Below are 19,919 nucleotides of genomic sequence, written 5' to 3'. Positions count from 1 at the left end.
CTACTCCGCCGCGTACTCCCGCACGAGGGCGGTGGCCTCCTCCGGAGTGAGGCCGCCGCCCTCGGCGTGGGCGGCCTCGTACAGCGCGGGATCCGCGACCGCAGCACGGGCCGCGTGCTCCGCCTCGGCCAGATTCTGACGCTCCACCGCGGTCAGCACGTGCCCCTTCGGCAACTGCTCCGTGTGGAGGCCGAGCAGCATCGCCGCGTCCCGGCCGCTCCGCTCACCGCCCAGTCCGACGACAGCCCGCGCGAGGGTGACCAGATGGATGGAGGTCATGTGCGGGGCCACCATCTGCGCCATCGCACTCCGGGACTTCTCCAGTGCGTACCGCGCCCCGCTCAGGGCCTCGGCGTACTTCCCCTCGGCGTTGTCCAGCCAGGCCAGCATGCCCACGACGAGCCCGTCGAAGACCGCAACCACCTCGGACCCGAACTCGGTGCGCAGTTCGAGGAGCTGCTCCCGGGCCTCCTCGGTGCGGCCGGTCCGGCCCAGCCACAGGGCGAGGAACATCCTGGCGGCCGGGCGCGCGTCGTTCCCCGCGGTCCGGTTCTCCGCCAGCACCCCGCGCAGGATCCGCTCGCCCTCCTCGCCCCGGTCCGTCTCGCAGAGCGCGGAGGCGTATCTCGACCGCAGCACGGCGACCTGTGACTGCGCCCCGAGCCGCTCCGCGTATCCGATCGCGGCGCGGAAGTCCTCGGCCGCCTCCGCGGTCCGCCCCGCTCGTTCGTTGGCCTCACCGCGTGAGGAGTAGGCCTCCGCGACGCCCCACGCGTCCCCGATCCGGAGGAAGATCTCCAGGCTCTCGTCCGCGTCCTCCCTGGCCTCGCCCACCCATTCGGCGCGGTTGGCCAGCACGTTGGCCCGCAGCTGCAGGCCCGCGGCGAGCTCCCAGCCGTAGCCGAGCTCCCGGCAGGTGCGCACCGTCTCGTTGGTGAGCTCACGCAGTTCGCCGGGCTCCCCGGTGAAGAGGACGGCGAACAGCCAGAGGGAACCCGGCATCCGGCAGGTCTGCGGCTGCCCCGCCCGGTAGGTGCGGGCGATCACCTCCATACGTGCCCGGCCGTCCTCGGTCATCCACTCGTCCGCGCCGTGGTCCATGTTGGCCATCTCGACCAGCCGCACTCCTCGGCGTGCCTCCTGGAGCTGTTCGGCGTCCATCGGAGGGGGCCGGTCGGTGCAGCGTTCCAGCAGGGACGGGGCCTGCCGGACGGGTTCGGCGAACGGGTCGGGGCCGAGGGCGCCCGCCGCCCCGGCCCAGTGCCGGGCATCGGCCCGGAGGTCGCGCATCTGCCAGTACCAGGCGAGGCACAGCACGAGGCAGAGCGCCTCGTGCTCGTCTCGGGCGGCCACCGCCCGGCGCAGTGCGGTGCGCAGATTCTCGTACTCGCGCTCGAACCGCTGGATGGCGGCCAGCTGTCCGGGGCCGCGGAGTTCGGGGTCGGTGGTGCGGGCCAGTTCCCTGTAGTGGACGAGATGGCGCCGTTCGGCGGCGGTCCGCTCCCCCGCCTCGTCGAGGCGGTCGGCGGCGTATTCGGCGACGGTCTCCAGGAGCCGGTAGCGCATGTCGCCGTCGTCGTCCGGGGCCGCGACCACCAGGGACTTGTCGACGAGGGAGCCGAGGAGGAGCGGGACGTCACCCGCGTCGGCCGGCGCCGCCCCAGGCGCGGAGCAGACCTCCTCGGCCGCGAGGAGGTCGCATCCGCCGGCGAAGACCGACAGCCTGCGCAGCGCGGCGCGTTCGTCCTCGTCGAGGAGATCCCACGACCAGTCGACGACCGCGCGCAGGGTCTGCTGGCGCGGCAGCACCGTGCGGCTCCCGCTGGTCAGCAGCCGGAAGCGGTCGTCGAGCCGGTCAGCGATCTGGCGCGGGCCGAGCATCCGCAGCCGGGCCGCGGCCAGTTCGATGGCGAGGGGGAGCCCGTCCAGGCGCCGGCAGATCTCGGCACAGGCCGCCGCGGTCTCCTCGTCGGCGTCGGCCCTGAAGCTGGGCCGGGCGGCGGCCCCCCGGTCGGCGAACAGGCGCAGGGCCATGGGGTCGGGCAACGGGTCCACGGGGCGCAGCTGTTCACCGGGGACACCGAGGGGCTCGCGGCTCGTCGCCAGCACGGTGAGGCCGGGGCAGTGGGCGAGCAGATGGTCGGCGAGCCGGGCCGCCGCCTCGATCACGTGCTCGCAGTTGTCGAGCAGCAGGAGCATGTGCCGCCCCGAGCAGTGCTCGGTCAGGCGGGCGGTGGCATCCCCCGAGCCACCGTCGGATCCCCTCTCGACAGCGCGGAGCCCTTCGGCGCCGGCGCCCCGCAGCACGGTCTCACGGGCACCGAGCGCGCTGAGCACGGCTTCGGGGACCGCGTCCGGGTCGTCGACCGGGGCGAGTTCCGCCAGCCAGACCCCGTCCGGCCAGGTCCCGGCGACCGACTCGGCGGTCTCCTGGGACAGCCTGGTCTTGCCCGCGCCGCCCGGACCGAGCAGGGTGGTCAGCCGGGAGCGTGTCAGATCGCCGCGCAGCGCGGCGATGTCCGCCTCGCGCCCGACGAAGCTCGTGAGCCGGGCCCTGAGGTTTCCCCGGCGCACGGGAGGGGCGGCGGGAGCGGGCTCCGGGGCGGGCGCGTCCTGCCGCAGCAACTCCGCGTGCAGCGCGCGCAGTGCCGGGCCGGGGTCGGTTCCGAGCCGGTCGGCGAGCAGGGTGCGCACCTCGTCGTAGGCCGAGAGGGCCTGCGCGGTGCGTCCGGCGTCCCGCAGCGCCCTGATGCGGAGGGCCTGGAGGGGCTCGTCCAGCGGGTGGTCGGCGCAGAGCCCGGCGAGTTCCGGCAGGATCTCGCCGGCGCGGCCCTGCGCGAGGACGGCCTCGGTCCGGGTCCGTCGGGCTTCCAGGCGTCTGGCCTCCCAGCGGGCCGCCGCCACGGCACGGTCCGGCAGGTCTGCGAGTGCGGGCCCGCGCCACAGGGCGAGCGCCTCGTCGAGGACGGCCGACGCCTTCACCGCGTCGCCGGACTCCAGGGCCCGCGTCCCCTCCCCCACCAGCCGGTCGAAGCGGTGCAGGTCCACGGCGTCCGGAACGGCGGCGAGACGGTAGCCGTCAGCCGCCGACTCGACGGCGTCCCGGCCCAGGGCACGCCTCAAGCGGCCCACGAGGGCCTGGAGGGCGCCCGGGGCGTCGGCGGGCGGATCGCCGTCCCACACCTCGTCGACGAGCACCCCTGCCGGGACCGTGCGCCCGGGGCGGAGGGCGAGCACGGTGAGCAGGGCACGCAGCCGCGCCCCGCCGAGGGCGACGGCCGTGCCGTCTGCGCGGAGGGCGCGGGTGGTACCGAGGATGCCGTAGTGCACGCGCCCATTCTCCGTGACGGCTCGGCCTGCCGGGGAACCACCACCCGGCTGTGAGACGTTCTCGCCGTGCCACCCTTACGCTCGGGGGCTCCAGCCGCCGTCCAGCCCCTCAGGAGTGCCGCCGATGACCACCGCGTTCCGCCGTCCCAGCGACCGGCGGGTGAGCCCGATCTTCCTCGGGATCGCCGCCGTCATGGCCGTCTCCGGCTGGGCGGTGTGGACGGACTTCGCCGAGCAGACCGGCTTCGCGGTCTTCCTCTTCGTCACCGCGGCGTGGATCGTCTCGCTCTGCCTCCACGAGTACGCGCACGCGCGCACCGCGCTGCACAGCGGCGACATCTCGATCGGGGCGAAGGGGTACCTGACGCTCAACCCGCTGAAGTACACCCATGCCCTGCTCAGCATCGTGCTGCCCGTGCTGTTCGTGATCATGGGCGGCATCGGCCTGCCGGGCGGCGCGGTCTACATCGAGCGCGGCCGCATCACCGGGCGCTGGAAGCACAGCCTGATCTCGGCGGCCGGTCCCCTGACGAACGTCCTGTTCGCCGTCGTGTGCACGGCCCCGTTCTGGCTGGGCGCCCTGGACGGCGTCCCGCTGACCTTCCGGCTCGCGCTGGCGTTCCTGGCGCTGCTCCAGGTGACGGCCGCCATCCTGAACTTCCTGCCGGTCCCCGGGCTCGACGGCTACGGCGTGATCGAGCCGTGGCTCTCGTACAAGGTCCGGCGCCAGGTGGAGCCGTTCGCGCCGTTCGGGCTGATCGCGGTCTTCGCGCTCCTGTGGATCCCGGAGGTCAACGGGGTCTTCTTCGACGCGGTGGACGCGCTGCTGCGGGGGCTGGGCGTCAGTGAGGTCGAGACGTACTGCGGGCTCGACACCTACCGCTTCTGGCAGGAGTGGTTCGGCGACCAGGACCCGGGCTGCGCGATGATCCGCTGAGCGGCGTCTCAGGCGGCCCCGGCGCGGGACTCCATGCGGTGCCTGCGCACGTAGAACCACGCCATGTTCGAGGAGAGGCCGACCAGCAGGACCCATACGACACCCAGCAGGATGCTGCCCTGGACGAAGGAGATCACGGCTGCGGCCACGGCAAGGACGCAGACGCCGATGGCGTAGAGAGCGAGGCGGGGCATGAGGGCTGGTGCTCCTGTTCCGGGGATGGTGCGCGGTCCCGTCCAGTGTCCCTCATGCCCGATTCGGCTCCGGGCACGGGCTCACACGTCGGTGGTGCGCAGCCCCGCGTGTGCCTTGTAACGGCGGTTGACGGAGATCAGGTTCGCCACCAGCGACTCGACCTGGTGGGCGTTGCGGAGCCGGCCGGCAAAAATGCCGCGCATGCCGGGGATACGGCTCGCGAGTGCCTGCACGGTGTCGGTGTCGGCGCGGGCCTCGCCCAGCACGAGGACATCGGTGTCGATCTCCTCGATCGCCTCGTCCTGGAGCAGCACCGCCGAGAGGTGGTGGAAGGCGGCGGTCACCCGGGAGTCGGGCAGCAGGGCGGCGGCCTGCTCGGCGGCGCTGCCCTCCTCGGGCTTCAGGGCGTAGGCGCCCTTCTTGTCGAATCCGAGCGGGTTGACGCAGTCGACGACGAGCTTTCCGGCGAGCTCCTCGCGCAGGGACTCCAGTGTCTTGGCATGGCCGTCCCACGGCACGGCGACGATCACGACGTCGCTGCGGCGCGCGCACTCGGCGTTGTCCGCGCCCTCGACGCCGTGGCCCAGCTCGGCGGCGGCGGCCTCGGCGCGGTCGGCGGCGCGCGAGCCGATGACGACCTTCTGTCCGGCGCGGGCGAAGCGGTAGGCGAGGCCGCGGCCCTGGGGACCTGTCCCGCCGAGTACGCCCACGGTCAGTCCGGACACGTCGGGGAGGTCCCAGGGGTCCTTGGCGGGGGGCTTGGGGGCGCTTCCACTGTCATTCGTAGTCATGGCGCCGACCCTAGTGCCAGTCCGGGAGGCGGGTCCCTCACCTCTCCGCTGTGGGACGCGCATCACGGGTGGGGCGCCGCACTGTTCCCGTTCGGGTGGATATCCGCGGTCCGGCAGCCAGGGGGCCGGGCGGACGGCATGATGCCGGGCCATGGATGCCGTACGTGTCGCGCTGCTGCGCGAGGTGCTCGCCGGTACCGAGTGGCCCGCGGCCGCCCGGGGGTTCGCCCGGACCCTGCGGTCGTCGGTCGTCCCGCGGGGCGGCGGGCTGCTGCTGGTGGGGACGGAGGTCTACGAGCCGTGGCACATGGCCGCGCACCTGGTGGACGAGTCGACCTGGTCGGGTCTGCCGCAACTGCGGCCCACGCTCGTACGCCACCGGGTCGAGCCGGACGACCCGGTGCACCTGGCCGTCGGCCTGGGCCGGATCGAGGCGGCGGGGCGCGGCGAGACGCTGCTCGTGGTGGCGCCGGAGCGGCCGGACGCCGGCCTGCTGGAACGGGTGTGCGACGCGCGCCGCGCGGGGGCGACGGTCCTCTCGCTGGACGGCGGCGATCCCGAGGTGCGGGGCCTCGCCCACGAGGCGCTGACCGTCTCCGACGAGGACGAGGTCGACCTGGACACGGTGCAGCACCTGGTCAGCGCGGCGGCCGGGGAGAACGGCGCACCCTCGCCGCGGGGGCGCCGCTCGTTCCGGGACCGGCTGTCACGGCTGGCCGACCAGCTGACCGCCCCGCCACCGGCCCGGTGGTGACGCCCTGGACGCGATCCACACGGGCTGACCAGGGAGGCGCCGGAGCCGGGGCGGTCGCCGGCCACCGGAGCGGGCGGCAGGCACCCGTCCCCCTCCGGCGCGACCCGCCGGACACCCCGGCCCGGGTCAGCCCGGGCCCGGCGTCCCGTCCTCCGGGCCCTCCGTGCGGTCGTGCCACTTCGGGTCGTTCTCCCACTCCAGGTTCCGCTCACGCGCCGTGTCCATCGCGCGCTGCGCCTCCCCCGGCGTGGTGTAGGGGCCGAAGCGGTCCTTCCCCGGGCACTCGGGGCCTTCCTCGACCTTCTTGTGTTCCAGGCAGTAGTACCATTCGCCCGGTTTGCCCACCGTGCGCTTCTTGAACAGGGCCATCGCGGGATCCTTTCCTCGTTGCCATGGTGCCCCGAGCACGCTGGTTAGACTCGCTGACATGTCTGGCCAGTCGCTTCTCGTACCAGGGGAGATCACTCCCGTCCGCTCCGTCCCCGGAAGGATCCGGCGCCCCGAGTACGTGGGGAAGCCCGCCCCGGCCCCGTACACCGGACCGGAGGTCCAGGACTCCGACACCCTGGAGCGCATGCGGATCGCGGGCCGTATCGCGGCGCAGGCGATGGAGGAGGCCGCCAAGCACATCACCCCGGGGGTCACGACCGACGAACTCGACCGGGTCGCGCACGAGTTCATGGTGGACCACGGGGCCTACCCGTCGACCCTGGGCTACCGGGGCTTCCCGAAGTCCCTCTGCACCTCGCTGAACGAGGTCATCTGCCACGGCATCCCGGACTCGACCGTGCTGCGCGACGGCGACATCGTGAACCTCGACGTCACGGCGTACATCGGCGGCGTGCACGGCGACAACAACGCCACCTACCTCTGCGGCGACGTCGACGAGGAGTCACGCCTGCTCGTGGAGCGCACCCGGGAGTCGCTGAACCGCGCCATCAAGGCGGTGCGCCCCGGGCGGCAGGTCAACGTGATCGGGCGCGTCATCGAGTCGCACGCGAAGCGGTTCGGTTACGGGGTGGTGCGGGACTTCACCGGGCACGGGATCAATTCCTCGTTCCACTCCGGCCTGATCATCCCGCACTACGACAGCCCGCACGCGACGACCGTGATGCAGCCCGGGATGACCTTCACCATCGAGCCGATGCTGACGCTCGGGACCCACGACTACGACATGTGGGACGACGGCTGGACCGTGGTGACGAAGGACCGGAAGCGGACCGCGCAGTTCGAGCACACACTGGTGGTGACCGAGACCGGGGCGGAGATCCTGACTCTTCCGTAGGACTCCCACGGGACGGCCACCGTTACCGACAGACAGTCGGGAACATGTTGACTTAGGTAAGCCTAAGCAGGAGGATCAGCATATCGGTGCGCGGCGGCGTGCACAGCTGCTGCCGGTATGCACGTTTCTGTCCGGACTTCCCGTCCCCCTCGGTCCCCGGAGGCCCGCCTTGGACTCGACCGCCACCACCACGCCCTTCTCGACTCTCATCCGCACCGCGTCGCACGAGCAGCACATGGAGGCGGAGTCCTCGTCCTTCATGAGCGACATGCTCGGCGGCCGGCTCGGAGTGGACGCGTACGCGCGCTACACCGAGCAGCTGTGGTTCGTCTACCGGGCGCTGGAGGACGGCGCGGAGGCCCTTGGCGAGGACCCGGTCGCCGGGCCCTTCATCCAGCCGGAGCTGATGCGCGCGGCCGAGCTGGAACGCGACCTCACCCACCTGCGGGGTGAGGGGTGGCGCGAAGGCCTGGAGCCGCTCCCCGCCACCGCCGCCTACGCCGCGCGGGTCGCCGAGTGCGCCCGCGAGTGGCCCGCCGGATACATCGCACACCACTACACCCGCTACCTCGGGGACCTCTCGGGCGGCCAGATCATCCGCGGCACCGCGGAGAAGACCTGGGGCTTCGAGCGCAAGGGTGACGGGGTCCGCTTCTACGTGTTCGAGCAGATCTCCAACCCGGCCGCCTTCAAGCGGGGGTACCGGGAACTGCTGGACGCGGTGAACGCCGACGATCTGGAGAAGCAGCGCGTCGTCGACGAGTGCAAGCGCGCCTTCGCGCTGAACACCGCCGTCTTCCGCGAGCTCGGCGAGGCCTTCCCGCTCAGCGCGTAGGCCCGCCCGTCCGGTTCAGGACGTGACCACCAGAAGGACGCGGCCCCCGACCTCCATCGTGCCGTCCGGCGCGGGTGCGGTGAGGATCTGGGAGCCGCGTCCTTGTCTGATGTTCAGGGCCCGGCCGAGCTCGGCGCTCAGCAGCATGGCCGCGGCGCCCGTGGCCTCGTCCTCGTCGATGCCGTCGTCGCGGCGCGGGAAGGCCCGCGCCCGCACCCGCCCCGCGGCCTCGTCCTCCCAGGCCCAGACGTAGAGCCAGCCCTCGCCGGGCGGCGGCCCGGTCAGCGCCTCGACCTCCGCGACCGACGCGTACCGCTTCAGCGTCCTCGGCGGCGCCCACTCCGGGCGGGCCGTGATCCAGGTGAACTCACCGTCCTGGCGGGCGGTCACGTCCCCGACGGGCAGCTCCAGGACCTCCAGGTCGAGCAGCCACGCGGTGCCCACGAGCGGGTGCCCGGCGAAGGGCAGCCGCAGTGTGGGCGTACGGATGTCGACCGTGCCGCGCTCCGGATCGTCGACGAAGACCGTCTCGCTGAAGCCGAGCTTGCGCGCGAGCGCCTGCCGGGACCCGTCGTCGGGGTACTCGCGCCCGTCGCGCACGACGCCGAGGGCGTTGCCGTGGCGGCCGTCCGGGCCGCAGAACACGTGCAGTACATCGATTCCGGCGGGTACGTCGTAGTCGTTCACCGGGTCATTGAAGCACTGCGGCGCCCGGTCACCCCGAAGGGCCGCACCGGCGAGGATCGCGCCGGTGCGGCCCGGTTTCCCGCGGGGACGGGGATCAGACGGTACGGCGGCGGCGCGCCACGGCCACCACTCCGGCACCCGCCGCGACGACGACCCCGGAGGCGGCGATCAGCGCACCGGCCGGGAGGCCCGCGCCGGTGGAGGCGAGGGAGCCGGCCCCGCCCACGGTGCCGCCGCCACCGACCGTGCCGCCGCCGGTCGTGGAGCCGGTGCCGGTCGTGGAGCCGGTGCCGCCCGTCCCGCCCGCGGTGCCCGATCCGCCGGTGGCACCCGGGAGTTCGGCGTCCTCGTCGAGCGCGACGGAGACGGTCAGGGCGTCGAGCGCGGTGCCTTCGGCGTACATGCCCCCGAAGGCCTTGGTGCCGTCGGCGGTCAGGGTGGCCGGTACGGCGGCGAGGCTCACCACGCCGTCCTTCGCGGAGAGTTCACCGCCGGGGAGCTTCAGCTGGGCGACGGCGAGATCGGTGTAGGTGGTGACCTTCCCGGTCTCGCGGTCCTTGCTGGAGACATCGGCGACGAGGGTTCCGGCACCGTCCTCCACCCGGACCTCCAGGCCGGCGAGGGAGAGGTCGAGCGTGTAGGCGTCGCCCTCCTTGTGGCCCAGGAAGCGGACCGTGCCGTCGAACTCGGCGTCCAGCGTCTGCTCGTCGGCGTCGAAGGTGCCCGTCGCGTCGGGGAAGCGGTAGCCGGAGGCCGCGGTGGTGGCGCCTCCCGACGTCTCGACCCTGCCGTTCGCTATCGGTCCGGTGACGTACGAGCGGAAGGACTCCTTGACGCCCCAGTCCAGGGTGCCGTCGACGAGTGCGCCCTGCTCGGCCGCGGGGGTGCCGGCCGACGCGGAAGGGTTCGGGGAGGCGGGGGTCGTGGGCTTGTCCGTCGGGGTGGCCGTCGGCTTCTCGGTGGGTTCCTTCGTCGGCTCCTCGGTGGGCTCCTCGGTGGGCTCCTTCGTCGGCTCCTCGGTCGGGGGCGCCGTGACCGCCTTGACCGACAGGGTCGCCGGGTCGAGTGCCTCGCCTTCCGCGTACATGCCGTTGAAGGCGGCCGAGCCGGCCTTCGTCAGCTTCGAGGGGATGTCCTTGAAGACCATCGCGCCGCCCTCGCCCTGGCCGGGCCGGACGGCCGACAGGTCGAGCTCGGCGAACGCCACGTCGTTCTCGGTGCCCTGCGGGGTCTTCAGGTCGACGGTGATCGCACCGCCCGTGCCGCTCGTGGTGACCTTCACGTCGGAGAGGGTGATGTCGAGGACGCCGCCGTGGGCGCTGAAGTTGACGCTTCCGTCGAAGGCGGTGTCGGTGCCGTGGGTGGTCGTGTCGTAGGAGCCCTTGCCGTTGCCGAAGGTGAAGACCCCGTTGCCGGCCGCCTGGGTGGCGCCGTCCTTGACGGTGATCGTGCCGGCTCCGCCGATGTATCTGCGGAAGGACTCCTTGAAGCCCCAGTCGAGGGTTCCGTCCGTCAGTTCCACGGCGGCGGAGGGTGCCGCCCCGTCCGCGGCGAGAGCGGGGAGGGCGAACGTGGCGCCGAGGGCGGCCGCGGTGGCGACGGCTGCGGCGAGGGCTACGGGGCGGCGGTTGGCTGCCATTGCGGTGACTCCTGGTGAACGTGTGGGAGAGGGAGAAGGGAGAGGTGGTCAGGTGTTCCGTGGCGCACGGCGGCGACGGGCCGCGTACAGCACGGCGGCGAGCGCCGCGATCAACGCGGCCCCACCCCCGACGAGGAGGGAGGTACGGGGGCCGGACTCCGCAGCCGCGGGCTGGGCGGCAGGAGTCCCGGCGGGCTGTGTCGCGGGCGCGTCGGACGGTTCCGCCTCGCTGCCCAGGTCGGGCAGCGGGGGCAGTTCCGCCTTCGGGTCGACGGCGACGGCGAGGGAGACGGGGTCCATCACGGTGCCGGCCTTGTAGAGGGAGCCGAAGGCCCTGGCTCCGTCGGCGGTCAGGGTCGCGGGGGCCTCGGTGAGGACGGCGAGCCCGTCCTCGGGGGTGAGGTCCCCGGCCGCGAACGTGACGAGGGGGACGGCCCTGTCGGTGGTGCCGTCACTGGTGACGTCCGCCAGGAGCGTGCCCCTGCCCGAGGCGACCCGTGCCGTGAACGCGGCGAGTTCGAGGTCGAGGCCGTCGGCCCCGGTGAAGCGGACGCTGCCGGTGAAGTCGGCGTCCAGCGTGTGCTTCACGGTGTCGTAGGTGCCTTCACCCTTCGGGAAGCGGAAGACCGCCCCGCCGTCCTGGGCCCCGTCGGCGAGAGCCCATTTCCCCCGGCTGATGGAGCCGGTGACGTACTCGCGGAAGGTGCGGCGCACACCCCAGTCGACAGCCGCGTCCTCGAAACGGCCCGCGGTCTCCTTCTTCTTCGGGGCGGAGGGCGAGGGGGAGGACGCGGGGGGCTTCGACGGCTCGGCGGCGGCAGGAACCTTCGCGTCGACGGAGAGGCTGACCGGGTCCAGCGGCGTCCCGGCCGCGTAGTAGCCGGCGAACGCGCTCGCGCCCTGCGAAGTGAGGGTCGCCGGGACACCGTTGAGGGCGATGGGCGTGGAGCCGCCCTTCATGTCGATCCCGGAGAGGCCGAGGGTGGCCAGGGGGACCTGGGCCGAGGTGGTGACCCTGCCGCTCCCCCGCGCCTTGCTGACCATGTCGGCGTAGAGGGTCCCGGTGCCGCCGGAGATCCTGACGGTGGGCCGGCTGATGGTGAGGTCGAGTTCGTTGCCGCCGCCCGCCTGCTTGTGCCCCACGAAGCGGACACCGCCGGAGAATCCCGCTCGGAGGTCGCCGCTCGCCGGATCGTAGGAGCCGGTGGCCGAGTGGAAGCGGAACTCGCTTCGGCCGACCGTCGCGGCTCCGCCGGTCAGACTCCAGCTGCCGCCCGCGACGGGCCCGGTGACGTAGCTCTGGAAGGAGGACTTGATACCCCAGTCCAGCCGGCCGCCCTGCACCGTGCGGCTCGCCGCCTGCGCGGCGGTGGCCGGGAGCAGCGCTCCGAGCAGCACCGCGAGAAGCGCGGCGGCGAGCGCGCGGGCGGATACGGACGACGTCATGGGACCCCCCGGGATCGGATTGAGTAAGGCCAGCCTAAGCTTAGTGAGGTGAGGCTAACCTAATATCACCTCGGCGCGCGCCGGAACCCCTCCGGCACCTCGCGTCCGTAAGACCCCAGGACGGTGCACCCGTGCGATCTCCCCAGTACTCCGCCGCGGCGGACCCGAGAGCCGTGCGGCGGCGCACGGGCCGGCTCGGGATCCTGGCCGCCGCCGTGACGCTCGCCGCGGCCGTGACCGGATGCGGCACGGGAACGCCCGCCGGGCGGACGGCCGCCACGCCGGCCGCCTCCGCCGCGGCGGACACCGTGGAGCCGCTGGCCGGATCTCCCGAGCCGCGACTGCCCGTCACCGTTCCCTCGGCGGACGGCAAGGACGTCACCGTCACCTCCACGGACCGGATCGTCCCGCTCACCGGCTCGCTCAGCGAGATCGTGTTCACGCTCGGCCTCGGCGAGCAGGTGGTGGCTCGCGACATCACCGCCACCTTCGAACAGGCCGGGAATCTGCCGGTGGTGACCCGCGCTCATGACGTGTCCGCCGAGAGCGTGCTCTCCCTGCGGCCGACGGTCGTCCTCGCGGACACCACGACCGGCCCCGCCGAGGCGATCTCACAGATCCGCGACGCGGGGATCCCGCTCCTCGTCATCGAACCCGCGAAGGAACTCGCCGACGTGGGCCGCCGGATCGACGCCGTGGCGGCCGCGCTGGGCGTGCCGTCCGCGGGCGACGAACTCCGGGCGCGCACGGAATCCCGTATCGCCGCCGTGCAGAAGGACGTTCCCGCACGGCGCGAGGGCGGCGGACCACGCGTCGCCTTCCTCTACCTGCGCGGCTCGGCCTCCGTCTACCTGCTGGGCGGCCAGGAGTCCGGGGCGAGTTCCCTGCTCGAAGCGGCCGGAGCGGTCGACGCGGGCAAGGCCTCCGGGCTGACGAAGGACTTCACGGCCATCACCAGCGAGGCACTCGCCGAGGCGGCCCCCGACGCGATCCTCGTCATGACCAAGGGCCTGGACTCGGTGGGCGGCGTAGAAGGTCTGGTGAAGATCCCCGGCGTCGCGGAGACGCCCGCGGGGATGGACCGCCGGATCGTCTCGATCGACGACGGGGTCCTGCTGAACTACGGACCGCGCACCGACCGGGTACTGGCCGGACTCGTGGAGCAGCTCTATCCGGAAGGCGGGGAGAGCAGGTGACGACCGCCTCGTACGACGGACCCGCCGCGAAGCCCGAGGCCGCCACCGGACGGCGCGGCAGGGCCTTCCCCCTGACCGTCGCCCTGTCCGCCGCGCTGCTCCTCGGCTGTCTGCTCTCCGCCGGGCTCGGCGCCTACGGCATCCCGCTCGGCGACGTCCTCTCCTCCGTCCAGCACCGTGCCGGCCTCGGCGGGCAGGCCCTGGACCGGGTCGGCGAGAGCGTCCTGTGGAACGTACGCCTGCCGAGGGTCGCGCTCGCCCTGCTCGTCGGCTCCTCCCTCGGCTGCGCGGGCGCGCTGATGCAGGGGGTGTTCGGCAATCCGCTGGCGGAGCCCGGCGTCATCGGGATCTCCTCGGGCGCGGCGGTCGGTGCCGTCGCCTCGATCGCGCTCGGGCTGACCTTCCTCGGCAACTGGACGATCACCGTCTGCGCGTTCGTCTCCGGTCTCGTCACGGTCCTGCTCGTGTACGCGCTCTCCCGCTCGGGCGGCCGGACCGAGGTGGTGACGCTGATCCTCACCGGGATCGCCGTCAACGCCTTCGCGGGCGCCCTGATCGGCCTGTTCATCTTCTTCGCCGACAACGCGCAGATCACCCAGATCACGTTCTGGCAGCTGGGTTCGCTCTCCCAGGCGACCTGGCCGAAGGTGCTCGCCGTGCTGCCGTGCGCGGCGCTGGGTCTGCTGGTCGCCCCGTTCTACGCCAGGAAGCTGGATCTGCTCGCACTCGGCGAGCGGCCCGCCCGGCACCTCGGCGTCGACGTCGAACGGCTGCGGATCGCGCTCGTCCTCGTCGTGGCGCTGCTGACCGCCGCCGCGGTCGCCGTCGCCGGGATCATCTCCTTCGTGGGGCTCCTCGTCCCGCACCTGCTGCGGATGGCCAACGGCCCCGGCCACCGCTTCCTCGTCCCGGGAAGCGCTCTGGGCGGTGCGCTGGTGCTGGTGGCGGGCGATCTCGCCGCGCGCACCGTCGCCGCTCCGGCCGAGCTCCCGCTCGGAGTGCTGACCGCACTGCTCGGCAGCCCGTTCTTCTTCTGGCTCCTCCGCAGGACCCGTCGCAGGCAAGGTGGTTGGGCATGAAGGCGTTCACCGGGCTCTTCGCCTCCCGCGCGAGGGAGCTGCCCTCCCCCGTGCCCCGTGGCTCCGCCGCCGCCGAGGCGGCCGGGGCGGGCGTCCGGCTGGGCGGACGGCGGGTCCTCGACTCCGTGGAGCTGACCGTCCGGGCGGGCGAGGTGCTCGCCCTCGTCGGACCGAACGGCGCCGGGAAGTCGACGCTGCTGGCGGCGCTGGCCGCCGACCTGCCCGTGGACGACGGTGGGATACGCGTCGACGGCAGGCCGGTCACGGCCTGGTCCGCCGCCGAACTGGCCCTGCGCCGGGCCGTCCTGCCGCAGTCCGCCTCGCTCGCCTTCCCGTTCCCGGTCGAGGACGTCGTACGGATGGGACGGGCGCCCTGGGCGGGGACGGCCCGTGAGGACGAGGTCGAGGAGGCGGTCGCGGCGGCGATGGCCGCGACGGAGGTCGCCGGGTTCGCCGACCGCCCCTTCTCCGCGCTGTCCGGAGGCGAGCGCGCCCGCGTCGCCCTGGCCCGGGTGCTGGCGCAGCGCGCCCCGCTGCTGCTCCTGGACGAACCCACGGCCGCGCTGGACCTGCGCCATCAGGAGCTGGTCCTGCGGATCTGCCGCGAACGGGCCGCCGCCGGGGACGCGGTCGTCGTGGTCCTGCACGACCTGGGCCTCGCGGCGGCGTACGCGGACCGCGCCGTGGTGCTGCACGGCGGACGCGTCGCGGCGGCCGGGCCGCCCGCCGAGGTGTTCACGGACGCGCTGCTCGGCGAGGTGTACCGGCAGCCCGTCGAGGTGTTCCCCCACCCGCGGACCGGAGTGCCGCTCGTCGTACCGAGAAGGCTTCCCTGACGCCCTTCCGGCCATCCTGCGGGAGGGCCGTGATCAGACCGCCTCCGAGGTCGCCCGATGAGACCGGATCCAGCGGTGAGCGCCGGCCCGGCCGCCCTTCAGGTCACGGTGTGGGCGCTGTATCTCATCCCCACGCTCACGCTGTTCCTCACCCCGGTAGGGTTCAGGCGGTCAGTGCGGACGACGGATCAGAAGGCGCAGAAGGCAACGGATGAGAAGGCTGGGTCGACTGGCGGCGGGGCTCGCGACGGCGACGGTACTGGTCGTGACGGCGAGCGGCTGCGTGACGGTACACGGTGAACTGGAAGTCGTTCCGGGAGCTACGGAGTCCGAGGCGGCGAAGGCCCTGGAGGACTTCACCGTCGCGTACAACAAGGCGGACAAGGCGTACGATCCGGACCTCGACGCCGACCGGGTGACCGGTTCGCTCGGCGCGATCAACCAGGCCGGTCTGGTCGCGCGGCGCAAGAACAGCCCGGAGGGCAACGCGGCCCACAAGCCGCTGGAGCTGACCGACGCCTCGTACACCATTCCCCGGAAGGCGGGCTGGCCGCGCTGGTTCCTCGCGGACACCGACTCCAACCGCGACCAGGACGACGGGAAGCTGGACACCCGCTGGCTGCTGACGTTCGTCCGGACCGGGCCGGACGCCCCGTGGAAGGTCTCCTACCTGGCGGTCGCCTCCCCGTCCGAGATCCCGAAGTTCCGCAAGGACGCCGACGGCTGGGCCCAGCCCGTGCCTTCGGCGGACACCGACGCGGTCCTGGCCACTCCGCCGGCGAAGCTGAGCACCACGTACACGGACTACCTCAGGGACGGCGCACCGGACGTGTTCGCCCCGGGGTCGATGACCTCGGGCTGGCGGGACGCACGGAAGAACACCCGCAGGGCGGGGTTCTCCTACCAGTACGACGACCAGGCGCTGGCCTCCGGGACGTTCGCGCCGCTGGGCCTGACGACGGAGGACGGCGGGGCGCTGGTCTTCTTCAGCAGCAAGCACTTCGAGCGGCAGACCGCGGCGCAGGGGCTGCGCCCGACGGTCACGGCCGACGTACGGGCGCTGCTGACCGGCGAGGTGAAGAGCACCCTCACCAAGGAGCGGGTCTCCAGCCAGCTGGTCTACGTGCCCAAGAAGGGCGCGGGCGACACCGACGGCAAGGTCCGTGTGCTGAACCGGCTGCCCGGTCTGGTCGCGGCACAGGGCTCCTGACCGCCGCGGGCGACAGGACCCTGCCGCCCTGGGGACCGGCAGCCGCGCCCGCTCAGCGGCTGAGGGGCCAGGCCACCGAGTCGTGGTCGAGGTCGCTCTGCTCGGCGGTGTCCGCGTACTGCGCGCAGGCGTCGGTGAGCGTCTCGAGGAGCGTCAGGGGGTCGGGCAGGGGATTCTCCGGACCGCGGATCCAGTGCACGTCCAGCTCACCGGGGAGGCGTGCGGGCGGCAGGAGGACGTAACTGCCGCGGCAGTGCCAGCGCATCCCCGGGTGCTCGTCCATGGTCTCGGGGTGGCAGTCCAGCTCGCACGGCCACCACTCGTCCTCGTCGTCGGGTGTGCCGCGGGTGGCGGTGAAGAAGAGCATCCGGTCGGCGCCGGAGCGGGCCACGGGGCCGACGTCGATCCCGGCGTCGATGAGCCGGTCGAGGGCCGCACGCCCTGCGGTGAAGGGGACGTCCAGGACGTCGTGGACCATGCCCGTCGCGGTGATGAAGTTGGCCAGGGGCTGGTCGGCCGCCCAGCGCTCGATCTGCGCGCGGTCCGTCGTCGACTGCGTCTGCCAGGCGAAGGAGACCGGGTGCCGTGCCGGGGTGGGACAGCCGATGCGTTCGCACGAACATCGGTATCCGGAGGGGTACGCGGCGGGCGAGATAGGCATTCCCGCCTCGGCGACGGCCAGGAGCAGCGCCAGCCGGGCCGCGTCGTCGGCCTCCGGCTGTGGTTTCGGCCGCCTGCGCAGCCACTGGGAAATCCTGCCCTCTGTGCCGCGATAGCGGCCGGAATCGGCGCCCATCTATCCCCTCACCTCAGCGGTTTCCTCTCCATGGTCCCACCATCCTGCTCCTCGGGTGGCCAGAGTCCCCAAGCGGGGTGCCCGATCTGTCACGCCGAGGCAGGCACACTCGTACGGAATGTCATGGATTGCGTGGCCGGGCTCACGGCCTGGCGGAGAGCCCTCGCAGGGCGTGGTCGACGACGGAGTCGGCGTACGCATGGGTCAGCGGAAGGGTTCTCAGCAGCCAGCGGTGGGCGAGCGGGGCGATCAGGAGCTCCAGGGCGACCCGGGGATCGATGTCCTCACGCACCTCTCCGGACTCCTGGGCCGCGCGCAGCCGTGTGACGTACAACGTGAGCTGGGGTTCGAGCAGATTCTCGACGAACTGCGCTCCGAGGGCCGGATCGATGACGCCCTCGGCGGTCAGCGCCCGGGTGGGCGCCTCGATCGCGGGGTCGTTCAGCTCGTCGACCGTGGCCCTCAGGACGGCCCTGAGGTCGGCCGCCAGGTCACCGGAGTCCGGGACGCCGCCCCCTTCGGCACCGTCCGCCTGCCGGGCTCCCATGTCGATGAACGCTTCCATGAGCACGGCCGCCTTCGACGGCCACCAGCGGTAGATCGTCTGCTTGCCGACGCCGGCCCGGGCGGCGATCCCCTCGATCGTCGTCCTCGCGTAGCCCACCTCGCCGACCAGGGAGAGCGCCGCGTCACAGATCGCGCGCCGGGAGCGGTCGCTGCGGCGGCTGGCGTCGGGGGCTCTGTGAGGAGGCATCGGGTCAGCGTAGAGGGTCACGGCCCGATACGTCTCGTCTTGCCGCCCGTCCCGCCACCGCGCGAGAACCACCCGAACGGATCACAGCGCGGCGGCCCGGCTCGGCGCACCATGAACACACGCACACACCCCGTGCGCATCCCACCGTTCCGCGGCACCGCCCGCCGTTCGTGAGGAGCCTGCATTGACCCGTGACGCCACCCCTCGTCGCTACCTGATGTGTGCCCCGGCCCACTTCGAGGTCACGTACTCCATCAACCCCTGGATGGACCCGTCCAAACCCGTCGACCTGGCCCTCGCCACCACCCAGTGGGAGGACTTGCGCGACCGCTACCGGGCCCTGGGCCACACCGTGGAGCTCCTCACCCCACGCCCCGACCTGCCCGACATGGTGTTCGCCGCCAACGGGGCCACCGTGGTCGACGGCCGTGTGCTCGGCGCCCTGTTCGCCTACCGGGAGCGGTACGCGGAGGCCGAGGCCCACCGGGAGTGGTTCCGGGCCAACGGCTTCACCGAGATCCACGAGCCGGCCCACGTCAACGAGGGCGAGGGCGACTTCGCCGTGACGTCCTCGTACCTGCTGGCCGGTCGCGGCTTCCGGTCCAGTCCGCTCTCCCACGACGAGGCCCAGGAGTTCTTCGGGCGCCCCGTCATCGGCCTCGATCTGATCGACCCGCGCTACTACCACCTGGACACGGCCCTGTGCGTGCTCGACGACGCGGCCGACGAGATCATGTACTACCCGGGGGCCTTCTCCCCGGGCAGCCGGTCCGTGCTGGCCCGGCTCTTCCCGGACGCACTGATCGCCGAGGAGGCGGACGCCGCGTCCCTGGGCCTCAACGCGGTCAGCGACGGGCGCCATGTGCTGCTCCCGCAGGCCGCCACGGGACTCTTCGACCCGCTGCGGGACCGGGGCTTCGAGCCGGTCCCGATGGACCTGGGCGAGCTGCTCAAGGGCGGCGGCAGCGTGAAGTGCTGCACCCAGGAGCTGCGGGCCGGCGCCTAGGGACCTTCGTCCGGAACAGGCCGGATCGGAAGCCCGGCAGGATCCGGACGAGAGGCCCTGATCAAGGCCCTAGTCCTCCTCCGCCGGCGGCCAGGCGTCGCCCCACGCGGTGTCCCGGGCGGCACGGTAGAGCGTGCCGTGCCGCTTGGTGACCGTGGCGCGCTTCAGGCCCTCGTCGCGGGTGCAGAGCTCCAGCAGCACCTGGCCCTTGCGGATCTGCGGCCTGCGGACGACCCGCTCACGCGCCGGTCCGGTGGGGAAGCGGGTCGCCACGACATAGCTGAACTTCTCGTCCTCGTGGCTGAGCGAGCCGCCCTTGACCTGGCGGTGCAGGGAGGAACGGCTGACCCGCGCCGAGAAGTGGCACCAGTCCGTGCCGCGCTCGATGGGGCACGCGTCGTCGTGCGGGCAGGGCGCGGCGACGGACAGACCGGCGGCGATCAGCCGCTCGCGGGCCTCGATGATCCGGTCGTAGCCGTCCGGGGTGCCGGGTTCCACGATCACCACGGCCTGCGCCGCCGCAGCGGCGTCCACGACCGCGGCCCGGTCCTTCGGCGTGAGCTCCTTGAGCACGTACGAGACGGTCACCAGGTCCGTGGGCGCGGGCGCCGGAGAGACGCCGATCCGCGCCCGTTCCCAGGTGGCGGCCCGCAGCCCGGGGAGGCCGGAGGACTCGGCCAGCTCACGTCCGAGCGCCAGAGCGGGCTCCGACCAGTCCAGGACCGCCGTCCGCGGTTCCTGCCCCTCCCAGGCACCGGCGACCGCCCAGCTCGCCGCGCCCGTGCCGCCCCCGATGTCGGTGTGGGTGGCGGGGCACCAGTCCGGCGCGGCCTCGCGGAGTGCGTCGAGGCAGGACCGTACGGCCTCGAACGTCGCGGGCATCCGGTACGCGGCGTACGCGGCGACGTCCGAGCGGTCCCGCAGGATCGGGGCGTCGGTGGGGGTGGTCCCGCGGTAGCTGGCGATCAGCCGGTCGACGGCCTGCGCGGCCTGCGTCGGGGGCAGCCCGTCGAGCAGGGCGGCCAGCGCCGCACGCAGGGCTTCCGCGGTGGGGAGGGAGGCGTTCACCGCCGAATTGTAGGCGCTGTGGTCCCTCCCCCCGCAGCCCACCGGTCGGCCGCGGAACGCGGACAGAGCTTCGCC

General features: G+C 73.0%; 18 protein-coding genes and 2 pseudogenes. 10 read left to right on the top strand and 10 right to left on the bottom strand.

Annotated features, from left to right (window positions below):
• Entirely contained in the window at window positions 1-3,330 is a 3,330-nt protein-coding gene (locus tag ACIRJR_RS13045; protein WP_403778276.1) for a BTAD domain-containing putative transcriptional regulator, read from the bottom strand.
• 124 nt (window positions 3,331-3,454) lie between these two features.
• Between ACIRJR_RS13045 and ACIRJR_RS13040 the strand changes: the two genes are divergently transcribed.
• A complete protein-coding gene (locus ACIRJR_RS13040) occupies window positions 3,455-4,267 on the top strand; it encodes a site-2 protease family protein (protein ID WP_403778273.1) in 813 nt (270 codons plus the stop codon).
• Between the two features lie 8 nt (window positions 4,268-4,275).
• Here ACIRJR_RS13040 and ACIRJR_RS13035 read toward each other — a convergent pair whose 3' ends face one another.
• Complete coding sequence (locus ACIRJR_RS13035; RefSeq protein WP_403778270.1) at window positions 4,276-4,461, bottom strand: hypothetical protein; 186 nt, start codon at window positions 4,459-4,461, stop codon at window positions 4,276-4,278.
• An 81-nt stretch (window positions 4,462-4,542) separates the two neighbouring features.
• Window positions 4,543-5,253: an NADPH-dependent F420 reductase gene (gene npdG, locus ACIRJR_RS13030; protein WP_250289459.1), complete on the bottom strand. Its 711-nt coding sequence runs from the start codon at window positions 5,251-5,253 to the stop codon at window positions 4,543-4,545.
• A gap of 151 nt (window positions 5,254-5,404) precedes the next feature.
• Between npdG and ACIRJR_RS13025 the strand changes: the two genes are divergently transcribed.
• A complete protein-coding gene (locus ACIRJR_RS13025) occupies window positions 5,405-6,007 on the top strand; it encodes a hypothetical protein (protein ID WP_403778267.1) in 603 nt (200 codons plus the stop codon).
• A gap of 126 nt (window positions 6,008-6,133) precedes the next feature.
• Here the strand turns inward: ACIRJR_RS13025 and ACIRJR_RS13020 are convergent, their stop codons facing one another.
• A complete protein-coding gene (locus ACIRJR_RS13020; protein WP_403778264.1) occupies window positions 6,134-6,376 on the bottom strand; it encodes a hypothetical protein in 243 nt (80 codons plus the stop codon).
• A 58-nt stretch (window positions 6,377-6,434) separates the two neighbouring features.
• Here ACIRJR_RS13020 and map point away from each other — a divergent pair, with 58 nt between their 5' ends.
• Entirely contained in the window at window positions 6,435-7,292 is an 858-nt protein-coding gene (gene map, locus ACIRJR_RS13015) for a type I methionyl aminopeptidase (RefSeq protein ID WP_403778261.1), read from the top strand.
• Window positions 7,293-7,461: 169 nt separating this feature from the next.
• Complete coding sequence (locus ACIRJR_RS13010; protein ID WP_403778258.1) at window positions 7,462-8,127, top strand: heme oxygenase (biliverdin-producing); 666 nt, start codon at window positions 7,462-7,464, stop codon at window positions 8,125-8,127.
• Window positions 8,128-8,142: 15 nt separating this feature from the next.
• On the opposite strand, the gene ACIRJR_RS13005 is transcribed toward ACIRJR_RS13010, so the two are convergent.
• From ACIRJR_RS13005 to ACIRJR_RS12995, 3 genes are all read right to left on the bottom strand, one after another.
• Window positions 8,143-8,814 carry a PhzF family phenazine biosynthesis protein gene (locus tag ACIRJR_RS13005; RefSeq protein WP_403778255.1) on the bottom strand — a complete coding sequence of 224 codons (672 nt, stop codon included), beginning with the start codon at window positions 8,812-8,814 and terminating at the stop codon, window positions 8,143-8,145.
• 94 nt (window positions 8,815-8,908) lie between these two features.
• Window positions 8,909-10,453, bottom strand: coding sequence for an HtaA domain-containing protein (locus ACIRJR_RS13000; protein WP_403778252.1), 1,545 nt, complete (start codon window positions 10,451-10,453; stop codon window positions 8,909-8,911).
• Window positions 10,454-10,501: 48 nt separating this feature from the next.
• Window positions 10,502-11,899: an HtaA domain-containing protein gene (locus ACIRJR_RS12995; protein ID WP_403778249.1), complete on the bottom strand. Its 1,398-nt coding sequence runs from the start codon at window positions 11,897-11,899 to the stop codon at window positions 10,502-10,504.
• 131 nt (window positions 11,900-12,030) lie between these two features.
• Between ACIRJR_RS12995 and ACIRJR_RS12990 the strand changes: the two genes are divergently transcribed.
• The 5 genes and pseudogenes from ACIRJR_RS12990 (at window position 12,031) to ACIRJR_RS12970 (ending at window position 16,220) form a co-directional block, all read left to right on the top strand.
• A complete protein-coding gene (locus ACIRJR_RS12990) occupies window positions 12,031-13,095 on the top strand; it encodes a hemin ABC transporter substrate-binding protein (RefSeq protein WP_403778246.1) in 1,065 nt (354 codons plus the stop codon).
• The gene (locus ACIRJR_RS12985; RefSeq protein ID WP_403778243.1) at window positions 13,092-14,174 is read left to right on the top strand and encodes a FecCD family ABC transporter permease; all 1,083 of its coding nucleotides are present in this window, start codon (window positions 13,092-13,094) and stop codon (window positions 14,172-14,174) included. Before ACIRJR_RS12990 ends, ACIRJR_RS12985 begins: the two co-directional genes overlap by 4 nt.
• The gene (locus tag ACIRJR_RS12980; RefSeq protein WP_403778240.1) at window positions 14,171-15,010 is read left to right on the top strand and encodes a heme ABC transporter ATP-binding protein; all 840 of its coding nucleotides are present in this window, start codon (window positions 14,171-14,173) and stop codon (window positions 15,008-15,010) included. The genes ACIRJR_RS12985 and ACIRJR_RS12980 overlap by 4 nt, the downstream gene beginning before the upstream one ends.
• A 96-nt stretch (window positions 15,011-15,106) precedes the next feature.
• Window positions 15,107-15,310: pseudogene (locus tag ACIRJR_RS12975) on the top strand (iron transporter); the annotation flags it as partial.
• Window positions 15,222-16,220 (top strand): hypothetical protein, encoded by a 999-nt coding sequence (locus tag ACIRJR_RS12970; protein WP_403778237.1) that lies wholly within the window; start codon window positions 15,222-15,224, stop codon window positions 16,218-16,220. The pseudogene ACIRJR_RS12975 and the gene ACIRJR_RS12970, both read left to right, overlap by 89 nt.
• 52 nt (window positions 16,221-16,272) lie before the next feature.
• On the opposite strand, the gene ACIRJR_RS12965 is transcribed toward ACIRJR_RS12970, so the two are convergent.
• Together ACIRJR_RS12965 and ACIRJR_RS12960 are read right to left on the bottom strand one after the other, a co-directional pair.
• Window positions 16,273-17,016, bottom strand: a complete 744-nt coding sequence (locus tag ACIRJR_RS12965; protein WP_403778234.1) for a bifunctional DNA primase/polymerase — start codon at window positions 17,014-17,016, stop codon at window positions 16,273-16,275.
• Between the two features lie 142 nt (window positions 17,017-17,158).
• Complete coding sequence (locus ACIRJR_RS12960) at window positions 17,159-17,770, bottom strand: TetR/AcrR family transcriptional regulator (protein ID WP_403778231.1); 612 nt, start codon at window positions 17,768-17,770, stop codon at window positions 17,159-17,161.
• Window positions 17,771-17,930: 160 nt separating this feature from the next.
• On the opposite strand from ACIRJR_RS12960, the pseudogene ddaH reads away from it, so the two are divergent.
• Window positions 17,931-18,776: pseudogene (gene ddaH, locus ACIRJR_RS12955) on the top strand (dimethylargininase); the annotation flags it as partial.
• 69 nt (window positions 18,777-18,845) lie between these two features.
• Here ddaH and ACIRJR_RS12950 read toward each other — a convergent pair.
• Entirely contained in the window at window positions 18,846-19,844 is a 999-nt protein-coding gene (locus tag ACIRJR_RS12950; protein WP_403778228.1) for a small ribosomal subunit Rsm22 family protein, read from the bottom strand.
• Window positions 19,845-19,919: the final 75 nt, after the last annotated feature.

The sequence above is a fragment of the Streptomyces sp. NPDC102402 genome (assembly GCF_044765765.1).
In the GTDB taxonomy this organism is placed as follows: Bacteria; Actinomycetota; Actinomycetes; order Streptomycetales; family Streptomycetaceae; genus Streptomyces.
This window is presented reverse-complemented; position numbering and strand designations above follow the sequence as displayed.